Raw genomic sequence first — 11,774 nt, 5'->3', positions numbered from 1 at the left:
GCGTTGCACGCTGCGCCGCGTCGGGAGACGGGGTCCCTCACCCTTTCGGCGGCGCCAGCGGCTGCACGATCTCCTTGAACGGTGCCAATGCCTCGCAGCGCTCCGCATGTGCCGTTAGCGCCGGATAGCGCGAGGCGTCGAACAGCTGGGGATGCGCCTCGCGGGTGAAGCGGACGACGCAGGCGACCGCGACGTCGGCGTGGCCGATGCGATCGCCCAGCCAGTACGGCGTTGCCACCTTGGCGCGCTCGGATTCCAGCACGCCGAGCACGTCGCCGATCTGCGCTTGGCAGCGCTCGACCCAGAGCGCGAGCTGCTCCTTTCGCAGCACGCGCTCGTAGAGCAGGCTCACCGCCTTGTCGCCGAGACCGGAGGCCAGCGCGCAGATGCGCAGATGCCTGCGCCGCTCGGTGCCACCGCGCGGCAGCATCGCCTTCTCAGGCCCGACGAGGTCGTCGAGATAATCGAGAATGATCGTGCTCTCGATCAGCGCCTCGCCGTCGTCGAGCACCAGGGTCGGCACCCGGCGCAGCGGATTGTACGGCGCGATCTTGTCGGCATCGCCGAAGGTCGACCACGGCCGGTGCTCGAAGGGAAGCCCGTAAAGCTTCAGCGCAATCGCGACGCGGCGGACGAAGGGGGAATCATATTGGCCGATCAGGAACATGGTTCGCGCTCTTCTCGATCGTTGGACACTGCAGGGCCGATCAGTCTCCACGACCGGATCGGTGCGGCGCAACAATTATCTCGGAAACGGAGCATTGCGCCGGCCGCAACGACGCCCGCGATGCCCTCACGCGCTATCCGTCAAAGACCGTCCTGGATCGAGCGCTTGATCGCGGCGATGGCGGTCTCGTTGCGCTTGTACATCGTCCACTGCTTGATCCGCTTGGCGCGCACCAGCTTGGCTGATGTCAGCACCCGCATGTGCTCGCTCACAGTCGGGGCACTGACGCCGAGCTTTTCGGCGATCAGCAACCCGCAGACGCCGTCCTCGACCAGGTCGCCATCAGCCTGCTCGCGAAAATGCTTCCGCGGATCGCGCAGCCATTCCAGGATCTGCAGGCGACGTTCGTTGGCGAGCGCGCGCAAGGCGACGGCGAATTTCATTTAGCCATTTTGCTAATTACCTAATTGATGTCAACTCGTCGATGCGCTATTCTGCGTGGCATCATGACAGCGACAATGGACATCACGCGGGAGCGGATCGCGGCGACCGAGCCGGTCATACGCCCGCATATCAGGCGCACGCCGCTTGTTCAGGCCGATCTCGCCGATTTCGGCCTGCCGGCCGTGCCTGTTAAGTTCAAGCTCGAGATGCTGCAGCATTCCGGATCGTTCAAGGCGCGCGGCGCCTTCGCCAATCTGTTGCTGCGGCCGGTGCCGCGGGCCGGCGTGGTCGCCGCATCCGGCGGCAATCACGGTGCGGCCGTCGCCTATGCAGCGCAGCGGCTCGGCCTTCCCGCCACGATCTTCGTGCCCGACATCACCTCGCCGGCCAAGGCCGAGCGGATCAGGAATTATGGCGCGAAGCTCGTGATCGCGGGTAGCCGCTACGCCGATGCGCTCGCCGCGAGCGAGGCGCATGTCGCGCAGACCGGCGCGCTGGCGGTTCATGCCTACGATCAGGCCGAGACCCTGCTCGGCCAGGGCAGCGTCGGACTGGAGCTGGAGCAGGATGCGCCCGGCATCGACACGCTGCTGGTGGCGGTCGGCGGCGGCGGACTGATCGGCGGCATTGCGGCCTGGTACGGCGGCCGGACGCGCATCGTCGCGGTGGAGCCCGAGCAATCGCCAACCCTGCACAGCGCGTTCGAGGCGGGCGCCCCGGTCGATGCGCCGGCCGGAGGCATCGCCGCCGACAGTCTTGCGCCGCGACGCGTCGGCGAATTGATGTTTCCGGTCGCGCGCGCCCATGTCGAGCGCGTCGTCCTGGTCAGCGACGATGCGATCCGGCAAGCCCAGGCCGCCCTGTGGTCGCACCTACGCCTCGTCGCCGAGCCCGGCGGCGCAGCCGCATTTGCCGCGGTTCTCTCCGGCCGCTATCGTCCCTCGCCGGCCGAGCGCATCGCGGTTCTGGTCTGCGGCGCCAACACCAATGCGGTGAATTTCGACAGCTGATCGGGAATGACATGACGGGACCGCGCGGACTGATGCTGATATCGATCCTGCTGCCGATGATCGCTGCCGCCCAGGCCCAGGACCGCCCGATCGGCTTCCTGACGCCCTCGAAGAACATCGCCTGCCAGTTCTTCACCGATAACGGCCAGGGCGTGCTCCGCTGCGACATCATGAACATGGAGAGCCGTCCGCGGCGGCCGGCCGATTGCGACCTCGACTGGGGCCACGCTTTCGAGATGAGCGCGAAGGGCGCTGCGGGCCGCATCTGCGCCGGCGACACCGTGATGGACCCGTCGCTGCCGGTGCTGGCCTATGGCGAGGTGTGGCAGCGCGCGGGATTCACGTGCAGGTCGGAGCAGACCGGGCTGACGTGCTTCAACGCGATGCAGCGGGGGTTTTCGCTGGCGCGGGGGAAGCAGGAGGTGTTTTAAGAAGTAGCCCGCACGAGCGGAGCGACATGCGGCGATCTTTTTGAGCGCTTTCCCGGATGTCGCTTCGCTCATCCGGGCTACGGCCGCGCACTATTCGATGATCGGCACATGCTTCGCCGCCGTCCGCGGCGCCGTGCCATCGAGGCGTGGATCGTCGGCGATTTCGATCTGGCGGCGGAACGCGCGGAAGCCGGAGCGCTGGTAGAAGGCGACGGCGGAGGGATGGTCGAGGGTGCAGGTGTGGACCCAGACGCGGCGGACGTCGCGTGACCACGCCATCTCCAGCGCGCGGTTCATCAGGAAGCGGGCGGCGCCGGTGCCGATCAAGGGTGCGGTGACGCCGAAATAGGACAGCTCGCACTGGCCGGGTTCGCGGAAGTCGAGTTCGAGCAGGCCTTCGTCGCGGCCGTCGGCAACCAGGGCATAGACCTCGATGCCAGGCGCGTGGATGATCGCGGCAAGCTCGGCGTCGGTCATGCGGGCGCGCGAGAACCACAGCCAGTCCTCGCCGACGCGGCGGAAGATGTCGCGGTACCAGGGAAGTGCGGGCGCATCGACCCTGCGCAGCGACCAATTGCCGGGCGGATCGGCGCGGCGCGCGGGAAGTGCCGTCATTTCCAGATGGGTCACGACGGCGACGATCTTGCCGGCGGGGACGTCGGAATAGCCGTCGGGGAGGATCATGGCGAATTCCTATGGGGTAAACTAGCGGCTGAGGCGACCTCTCCCTGCAAGCGGCAGGGCTATCGCATTTGTGAGCTTTTCCCTGCGGCCATCCTTCGAGACGCCCGCTTTGGGCGGGCTCCTCAGGATGAGGACGGAGTGCGTGGCTGCAATTTCAAAGGGCACTGGCGCTGATTAGCCTCATCCTGAGGAGGCGCGTAAGCTCCGTCTCGAAGGACGAGGCGTGCGCACCGGCTGCGCCAAAACCCATATTCGATACCCCTGCTGCAAGTAGCGAGAGCTGAGGAGGCCGCTACCCCTCCCCTTCGTCGCTCGCCAGCACGCCCTTCACTGCCCTCGCCCAGCCCGCGAGCTTCCGCTCGCGTGTCGCCTGGCTCATGTTCGGCTTGAAGCGATGCTCCAACCGCCAGTTGTCGGCGAATTTGGTCGGCTCAGGATAGACGCCGGCGTTGAGGCCGGCGAGGTAGGCGGCGCCGAGTGCCGTCGTCTCCTGGATCACCGGGCGATCGACCGGCGCGTCGAGCAGATCAGCGAGGCGCTGCATGGTCCAGTCCGACGCCGTCATGCCGCCGTCGACGCGGAGCACGACGCTGGCGGTTTCCGAGCTCGGCCAGTCCGCGCGCATCGCGGCCCAGAGATCGAAGGTCTGGTAGCAGACGCTCTCCAGCGCGGCGTGGGCGAGCTCGGCCGGGCCGGTGTTGCGAGTGAGGCCGAACAGCGCGCCGCGCACCCTAGGATTCCAATAGGGCGCGCCCATGCCGACGAAGGCGGGGACGAGATAGACGCTCTGCATGGAGTCGGACTGATCGGCAAGCGGACCGGTCTCGGCGGCGTGCTTGATGATGCCGAGGCCATCGCGCAGCCATTGCACCGCCGATCCTGCGACGAAGATCGAGCCTTCCAGCGCGTAGGTGCGTTTTCCCTCGAGCTGGTAGGCGACGGTGGTGAGCAGCTTGTTCTTGGAGACGACCGGCGTGGTGCCGGTGTTGAGCAGGGCAAAGCAGCCGGTGCCGTAGGTGGACTTCATCATGCCCGGGCGGAAGCAGGCCTGGCCGATGGTGGCGGCCTGCTGGTCGCCGGCAATGCCGGAGATGGCGATCGCGCCGCCGAACAGATCGGGCGTGCTCTCGCCGAAGCGGGCGGAAGAATCCTTCACCTCGGGCAGCATCGAACGCGGCACGCCGATGATCTCGAGCAGCTCGTCGTCCCACTGCCCGGTGTGGATATTGAACAGCAGCGTGCGCGAGGCGTTGGTGGCGTCGGTGGCGTGCACCTTGCCGCCGGTGAGGCGCCACAGCAGGTAGCAATCGACGGTGCCGAACATCAATTCGCCGCGCGCCGCGCGGGCGCGGGCGCCGGGGACGTGGTCGAGGATCCAGGCGACCTTGGTGCCGGAGAAATAGGGATCGATGATCAGGCCGGTCTTCTGCGAGATCACCGGCTCGCGGCCATCGGCCTTGAGTTTCGCGCAGATGTCGGCGGTGCGGCGGTCCTGCCAGACGATGGCGCGGTGCACGGCCTGCCCCGTCGCGCGGTCCCACACCACCGTGGTCTCGCGCTGGTTGGTGATACCGATCGCGGCGATGTCCTTTGCGCCGATGCCGGCCTGCGCGATCGCCTCGCGGCACACCATCACGGTCGAGGTCCAGATATCCTCCGGCTCGTGCTCGACCCAGCCGGAGGCCGGAAAATGCTGCGGAAACTCCTGCTGCGCCTTGGCGGCAATGGAAATATCGCCGCGAAACACGATCGCGCGCGATGAGGTGGTGCCCTGGTCGATGGCGAGGACGAAAGACATGGCGGCTTACCTTGGCGGTTTTTCCCTGGAGGGGATCATTGTCGGGCCAAAGGGAGCGGATTGGAGGCGGAAGGTCAAGTTTGGATGCGGTGCCGCGGCGCCCTTCCCTTCTCCCCTTGTGGGAGAAGGTGGCGCGAAGCGCCGGATGAGGGGTTCTATCCGCAAAGAATATTGCGAGAGAGGGTCACGGGCGGAGAGAAACCCCTCACCCGTCTCGCCGCTTTGCGGCGATCCACCCTCTCCCACAAAAGGAGAGGGAAGAGACAGCTAAACCGCGGCCGTGGTCACGCCGCCGTCGATGACGATGGTCTGGCCGGTCATGAAGCTCGACGCATCGGAGGCGAGGTAGGCGACGGCGCCGGCGATTTCGTCGGGTTCGCCGATGCGGCGCAGCGGGGTGGTGGCGGTGCGGCGCTTGAGGTTGGCTTCGTCCTCCCACAGGGCGCGAGCGAAGTCGGTCTTGACGAGGCCTGGCGCGATGCAGTTGACGCGGACGCCTTTCGGGCCCCATTCGCCGGCGAGCGAACGGCACAGCGCGAAATCGGCGGCCTTGGAGATGCCGTAGGCGCCGATCACGGTGGAGCCGCGCAGGCCGCCGATCGAGGAGATGATGATCACAGAGCCGTTGCCGCGCTCGGCCATTTGCGGGACCGCGAGCGCGGAGAGCCAGATGTTGCTCTTGACGTTCGAGCCCATGATCTTGTCAAAGGCCTCATCCGTGATGTCGAGCAGCGGGCCGTAATACGGATTCACCGCGGCGTTGCAGACCAGGATGTCGATCTTGCCGTAGTGCTTGGTGGCGCCGGAGATCAGCGCTTCGACCTCGGCCTTGCGGGCGATGTTGCAGGGGATGACGATGGCGTCACCGCCGGCCGCAATGATGCCGTCGGCGACCTCCTTGCAGGCCTCGGCCTTGCGCGAGGAGACGACCACCTTGGCGCCAAGCTTTGCGAGCAGTTCGGCGGAGGAGCGGCCAATGCCGCGGCTGGAGCCGGTGACGACGGCGACCTTGCCGGTGCGATCGAACGGGGTGTTTTTCATTGTTGTTGCCTCGCTCATTCCGCTTGTTCGGTGTCATCGCCCGCGAAGGCGGGCGATCCAGTATTCCAGAGACGGCGCGACTGGAATCGAGCAGCCGCGGCGTACTGGATCCCCCGCCTTCGCGGGGGATGACAGTCGCGCTGTGGTTCAGATCAAGTCAGACCAACCCGCCCGCGTCGGCGACGCGGCGCTGGTGGTAGTCGGTGTCGCCGAAGGTGTTCTCGATCATGGTGAGGCGCTTGAAGTAGTGGCCGATCTTCGCCTCCATGGTCATGCCGATGCCGCCGTGAAGCTGGATCGATTGCTGGCCGACGAATTTGGCCGACTTGCCGATCTGCACCTTGGCCGCGGCGATCGCGTTGCTGCGCTCCTTGGCGTTCTCGAAATCGTTCGCCATGGTGGCGAACATCGACATCGAGCGCGCCTGCTCGGCCGCGACGAACATGTCGGAGGCGCGGTGCTGCAGCGACTGGAAGGAGCCGATCGCGACGCCGAACTGCTTGCGCGTCTTGATGTACTCGACGGTGGTCTTGAGCGATTCGTCCATCAGCCCGACCGCCTCGGCGCAGAGCGCGACGCGAGCCTCGTCCACCACGCGTTCGATCAGCGCGAGCGAATCCTCGGGATTGCCGAGCACGGCGTCCGCGCCGACCTCGACGCCGGTGAAGGTGATGTCGGCGGCGTGCAGGCCGTCCTGGGTCGGATAGCCCTTCCTGGCGACGCCCTTGGCATTCGCCGGCACCAGGAACACCCCGATGCCGGACCTGTCGCGGCGCTCGCCCTTGGTGCGCGCGGTGACGATGAGCGTATCGGCATTCTCGCCGTTGAGCACGACGAACTTCTCGCCGTCGATCACCCAGCCGTCGCCCTTCTTCTTCGCGGTCGTGGTGACGTCGAACAGATCGTAGCGCGAGTTCTTCTCGAGCTGGGCGAAGGCGAGCGTCTTGCTGCCATCGATGATCGAAGGCAAGTGCGCGGCCTTCTGCGCATCGGTGCCGGCATGGCGCAGGAAGCCGCCGCCGATCACCACGGTCGCCAGATACGGCTCGAGCACCAGCGCCTTACCGAGCGCCTCCATCACGATCATGGTCTCGACACCGCCGCCGCCGAAGCCGCCCTCGGCCTCGCTGAAGGGCAGACCGAGCAGGCCCTGCTCGGCGAGCTTGAGCCACACCGTCTTGCTCCAGCCGCCCTTCTCCGCCATGTATTTCTTGCGCTGCTCGAAATCGTAGGAATCGGTCAAGAGGCCGTCGATGCTTTCCTTGAGAAGCCGCTGCTCCTCGTTCAGATCAAAATCCATGTTTCTCTCCAAATCGGCGGGAATTGCCCTGCCGTCGTCTCACCCTCGGATGTCATCCCCGCGAAGGCGGGGATCCAGTAAACGCAAGCGCTGGCGGGACTCACGATCGCCGCGGCGTACTGGGTCCCCCGCCTTCGCGGGGGACGACAGCGTCCTGTATTCAGTCAATCACAGCCCCAGCACCGCCTTGGCGATGATGTTGCGCTGGATTTCGTTGGAGCCGCCGTAGATCGAGACCTTGCGGTTGTTGAAGTAGCTCGGCGCGATCTGGGCGGTCCAGTCCATGGCTTCGTTCGAGCCGTCGTCGCCGTGCACGTCGTAGGGCGCGGCGAACGGGCCGATCACTTCCATGAGCAGCTCGGTGGTGGTCTGCTGGATCTCGGAGCCCTTGATCTTCAGCACGGACGACGCCGGATTTGGCTTGCCCTTGCCGTGCTTGCCCTCGTCGGCGACGACGCGGAGCTGGGTCAGCTCGAGCGCCTTCAGCTCGATCTCGCAGGCCGCCAGCTTCTCGCGGAACGCGGCATCCTGGATGATCGGCTTGCCGCCGGATTCGACCTTGCCGGCGAGATCGCGGATGCGGCGCAGCCGCTCCTTGGAGACGCCGACACGGGCGATGCCGGTGCGCTCGTTGCCGAGCAGGAATTTGGCGTAGTCCCAGCCCTTGTTCTCCTCGCCGATCAAATTCTCGACGGGCACCTCGACGTCGTCGAAGAAGACTTCGTTGACCTCATGGCCGCCGTCGATGGTCTGGATCGGGCGCACGGTGACGCCCTTGGACTTCATCGAGAACACGATGAAGGAGATGCCCATCTGCTTCTTGGCGTTGTTGTCGGTGCGGCAGAGGCAGAAGATCATGTCGGCGTGCTGGGCCAGCGTGGTCCAGGTCTTCTGGCCGTTGATGATCCACTTGTCGCCACGGCGCTCGGCCTTGGTCTTGAGCGAGGCGAGGTCCGAGCCGGAGCCGGGCTCGGAGAAGCCCTGGCACCACCAATCGTCGACATTGGCGATGCGCGGCAGGTACTTCTGCTTCTGCTCCTCGTTGCCGAAGGTGTAGATGACCGGGCCGACCATGCTGACGCCGAAGGCGAGCGGCTGCGGCGCCGGATGGGCCTGAAGCTCCTCGTTGAAGATATAGTGCTGCACGGCGGTCCAGCCGGTGCCGCCATATTGCTTCGGCCAGTGGCTGACGCCCCAGCCCTTCTTGTTGAGGATGCGCCACCAAGTCACCATCTCGTCCTTGGAGAGGTGACGGCCCTCGACCATCTTGCGCCGCGTATCCGGCGGCACGTTGTCGCGGAAGAACTGCCGTACCTCCTCGCGAAACGCCTGCTCTTCCTTCGTGAATGCGAGATCCATCGGATCCTCCTGTGAGCGACTTTTTTCCTATTCAACCCGCCGTCATTCCAGGATGCGCCGTAAGGCGCAGGCCCGGAATCCATATCCCCAGATGGTGGTTATGGATTCTCAGATGCGCAATTGCGCATCGTAGCTCGCCGCTTCGCGGCGCCCCGGAATGACAGAAACATTTACTGCAGCACCTCGAATAGCCCGGCCGCGCCCATGCCGCCGCCGACGCACATGGTGACGACCGCGTATTTGGCCTTGCGGCGGCGGCCTTCGATCAAAGCGTGGCCGGTCAGGCGCGCGCCCGACATGCCGTAGGGATGGCCGACCGCGATCGCGCCGCCGTCGACGTTGATCTTGTCGGGGTCGATGCCGAGCTTGTCGCGGCAATACAGCACCTGCACCGCGAAGGCCTCGTTGAGCTCCCACAGGCCGATGTCGTCGACGGTGAGGCCGTGGCGCTTGAGCAGGCGCGGCACGGCGAAGACCGGACCGATGCCCATCTCGTCCGGCTCGCAGCCGGCCGAGACGAAGCCGCGGAAGATGCCGAGCGGCTTGAGGCCGCGCTTGGAGGCTTCCTTGTCGCTCATGATCACCGAGGCGCTGGCGCCGTCGGAGAGCTGGCTGGCATTGCCGGCGGTGATCGAGAAACCTTCGCCGCGCACCGGCTTGAGGCCGGCAAGGCCTTCGATCGTGGTCTCGGGACGCGGGCCTTCGTCCTGCGACAGCGTGATCTCCTTCATCGTGACAGCGCCGGTCGCCTTGTCGGTGACCGCCATCTGCGTCGTGATCGGCGCGATCTCCTCCTTGAACTTGCCGCCCTGCTGCGCCGCCGCGGTGCGGCGCTGGCTCTCCAGCGAATATTCGTCCTGCTTCTCGCGCGAGATGCCGTAGCGCTTGGCGACGACCTCCGCCGTGTCGATCATGGGCATGTAGACCTCACCCTTGATCTTGAGCAGCGCCGGGTCCTGGGCATGGAAGCCATTCATCTTGTCGTTCTGCACCAGCGAGATCGACTCGCCGCCGCCGCCAACCGCGATCTCGACGCCGTCGAAGATCACCGAGCGCGCGGCGAGCGCGATCGCCTGCAGGCCCGAGGCGCATTGGCGGTCGATTGTGGTGCCGGCGACGGTGACGGGCAGACCGGCGCGCAGCAGCGCCTTGCGCGCGATGTTGCCGCCGGTCGCGCCCTGCTGGAGCGCGGCGCCCATCACGACGTCCTCGATCTCCTTGGGATCGACCTTGGCGCGCGCGACGGCTTCGCCAATGGCGTGGCCGAGCAGCGTGGCGCCCTCGGTGGCGTTGAGCGCGCCGCGATAGGCCTTGCCGATCGGGGTGCGGGCGGTGGAAACGATGACGGCGTCGGTCAAGAACGACCTCCTGATGCTTGTTGAACGGATTGTGACGGTTTCTGCTGCTGGCGCAATTCGTGGCGCGACAATTTTCCGACCGGCGTGCGCGGCAGATCGTCGACGAACTCGACGGCGGCCGGGACTTCGTGCTTGCCGAGCTTGCCGGCCAGCTGGGTGCGCAGCTCGTCGAGCGAGAACGGCTTTGCGCCCGGCTTCAGCTTGATGAAGGCCTTGGCCGCCTCGCCCCGATAGGGATCGGGAATGCCGAGCACGATCACCTCGTGCACGCCTGGAACGGTGTAGATCGCCTGCTCGATCATCTGCGGATAGACGTTGAAGCCGCCGGAGATGATCATGTCCTTCTTGCGGTCGACCAGGAAGAAATAGCCGTCGGCATCGACGTAGCCGATGTCGCCGGTGAGGAAACGGCCGTCGACGAAGGCGTCCGCCGAGCCCTCCGGCTTGTTCCAATAGCCCCTGGTGACGTTCGGGCCCTTGATGCGGATCTCGCCGACCTCGCCGGGCGGAAGCACGCGCCTGGGATCGTCCAGCGCGACGACGTCGAGCTCGATGCCGGGCAGCATCAGGCCGATCGAGCCGGGCTTCTCCGGCCCCGTGGGCGGATGGCCGGTGCCGGGCGAGCAGGTCTCGGTCATGCCCCAGCCGCTCTTCAGCTTCTTGCCGACCTTGCGCTCGAAGAAGCTCGCGATCTCTACCGGCAGCGGCGCGCCGCCGGAGCCGATGGTGACGAGCGAGGAGAAGTCGCGCTTGTCGAGGTCGGGAAGCGCCGCGATCGCGATCCACATCGTCGGCACGCCCGGAAAGTAGGTCGCGCGCTTGACCTCGATGTCGCGCATCACGGCTTCGACGTCGAAGCGCTGGTGCAGCGAGATCAGGTTGCCGCGGCTGAGCGAGGACAACAGCACCACGGTGAGCGCGTAGATATGGAACAGCGGCAGCACGCAGATCACGCGCTCGATCACGTCGCCGCGCGTGGCGCGTCCAGGCTTGCCCCAGACATCGTAGATCGACACCGCGGAGGTGAGGTTGCCGTGGGTCAGCATGGCGCCCTTGGGCAGGCCGGTGGTGCCGCCGGTATATTGCAGCAGCGCGACGTCGTCGGCCGTCACGGACGGCCATTGCGCCGGCGCGGTGGCGCCCTCGACGAAGGCCCTGAAGGTGACGATGCGGGGATCGTCGGGGATCGCCGCCTGCGGCGTGCCGACCTTGCCCCAAGTGTCGTCCTCGCAGACGACCAGGCGGTCGATCAGTCCCTTGTCCAGGAATTTGAGCGCGGTCGGCAACAAGGCCTGGAGGTTCGAGGTGACGAGCAGACGCGCGCCGGAATCCGACACCTTGTGCGTCAGCGCGATCTCGCCGTCGAGCGGCGAGAGATGCGCGACACGGGCGCCCGCCTTCAGCGCGCCGAAGAAGTTGACGGGATGGTCGGGCGAATTGCCGAGGAACAGCGCAATCGACGTGCCCTTGCCGCAGCCGGCGCGGAGAAACGCCGCGGCGGCGCGCTCGGCCAACGCGGCGAGCTCGGTATAGGTGATGGCGCGATCGCGGAATTCCAGCGCGGTGCGCGGACCGTAATCGGCAGCAGCCTTCGACAGCAGGTCGGGCAACGTGCCCTGGACGATCGGATCGTCCCAATGCACGCCCTCAGGGTAAAACTGTTCGCCGGGATGGGTCATTTT

At 66.3% G+C, this 11,774-nt stretch carries 11 protein-coding genes; 2 read left to right on the top strand and 9 right to left on the bottom strand.

Annotation, left to right across the window (positions count from 1 at the left end):
* Positions 1 to 37 precede the first annotated feature (37 nt).
* Together DCM80_RS17425 and DCM80_RS17420 are read right to left on the bottom strand one after the other, a co-directional pair.
* Positions 38 to 667 (bottom strand): glutathione S-transferase family protein, encoded by a 630-nt coding sequence (locus tag DCM80_RS17425; protein WP_257192832.1) that lies wholly within the window; start codon positions 665 to 667, stop codon positions 38 to 40.
* Positions 668 to 807: 140 nt separating this feature from the next.
* Entirely contained in the window at positions 808 to 1,110 is a 303-nt protein-coding gene (locus tag DCM80_RS17420; protein WP_024340569.1) for a helix-turn-helix transcriptional regulator, read from the bottom strand.
* Positions 1,111 to 1,137: 27 nt separating this feature from the next.
* Between DCM80_RS17420 and DCM80_RS17415 the strand changes: the two genes are divergently transcribed.
* Together DCM80_RS17415 and DCM80_RS17410 are read left to right on the top strand one after the other, a co-directional pair.
* On the top strand, positions 1,138 to 2,121 hold the full coding sequence (locus tag DCM80_RS17415) for a threonine/serine dehydratase (protein WP_257192830.1): 984 nt from the start codon (positions 1,138 to 1,140) through the stop codon (positions 2,119 to 2,121).
* A gap of 11 nt (positions 2,122 to 2,132) precedes the next feature.
* The gene (locus tag DCM80_RS17410; RefSeq protein ID WP_257192829.1) at positions 2,133 to 2,552 is read left to right on the top strand and encodes a DUF6636 domain-containing protein; all 420 of its coding nucleotides are present in this window, start codon (positions 2,133 to 2,135) and stop codon (positions 2,550 to 2,552) included.
* A 90-nt stretch (positions 2,553 to 2,642) separates the two neighbouring features.
* Here the strand turns inward: DCM80_RS17410 and DCM80_RS17405 are convergent, their stop codons facing one another.
* The 7 genes from DCM80_RS17405 to pimA all read right to left on the bottom strand — a co-directional run bounded on the left by DCM80_RS17405 (position 2,643) and on the right by pimA (position 11,771).
* Entirely contained in the window at positions 2,643 to 3,236 is a 594-nt protein-coding gene (locus DCM80_RS17405; protein WP_257192828.1) for an N-acetyltransferase, read from the bottom strand.
* A 292-nt stretch (positions 3,237 to 3,528) separates the two neighbouring features.
* Positions 3,529 to 5,034 (bottom strand): glycerol kinase GlpK, encoded by a 1,506-nt coding sequence (glpK, locus tag DCM80_RS17400; RefSeq protein WP_257192827.1) that lies wholly within the window; start codon positions 5,032 to 5,034, stop codon positions 3,529 to 3,531.
* 267 nt (positions 5,035 to 5,301) lie between these two features.
* Complete coding sequence (locus tag DCM80_RS17395; protein ID WP_257192826.1) at positions 5,302 to 6,075, bottom strand: SDR family NAD(P)-dependent oxidoreductase; 774 nt, start codon at positions 6,073 to 6,075, stop codon at positions 5,302 to 5,304.
* 157 nt (positions 6,076 to 6,232) lie between these two features.
* Complete coding sequence (gene pimD, locus DCM80_RS17390) at positions 6,233 to 7,375, bottom strand: pimeloyl-CoA dehydrogenase small subunit (protein ID WP_257192825.1); 1,143 nt, start codon at positions 7,373 to 7,375, stop codon at positions 6,233 to 6,235.
* Between the two features lie 168 nt (positions 7,376 to 7,543).
* Positions 7,544 to 8,734: a pimeloyl-CoA dehydrogenase large subunit gene (gene pimC, locus DCM80_RS17385; RefSeq protein ID WP_257192824.1), complete on the bottom strand. Its 1,191-nt coding sequence runs from the start codon at positions 8,732 to 8,734 to the stop codon at positions 7,544 to 7,546.
* A 170-nt stretch (positions 8,735 to 8,904) separates the two neighbouring features.
* Positions 8,905 to 10,092: an acetyl-CoA C-acyltransferase gene (locus tag DCM80_RS17380; RefSeq protein ID WP_257192823.1), complete on the bottom strand. Its 1,188-nt coding sequence runs from the start codon at positions 10,090 to 10,092 to the stop codon at positions 8,905 to 8,907.
* Positions 10,089 to 11,771 (bottom strand): dicarboxylate--CoA ligase PimA, encoded by a 1,683-nt coding sequence (gene pimA, locus DCM80_RS17375; protein WP_257192822.1) that lies wholly within the window; start codon positions 11,769 to 11,771, stop codon positions 10,089 to 10,091. Before pimA ends, DCM80_RS17380 begins: the two co-directional genes overlap by 4 nt.
* Positions 11,772 to 11,774 lie beyond the last annotated feature (3 nt).

The sequence above is a fragment of the Bradyrhizobium sp. WBOS08 genome, assembly GCF_024585125.1.
Taxonomy (GTDB): domain Bacteria; phylum Pseudomonadota; class Alphaproteobacteria; order Rhizobiales; family Xanthobacteraceae; genus Bradyrhizobium; species Bradyrhizobium japonicum_B.
This window is presented reverse-complemented; position numbering and strand designations above follow the sequence as displayed.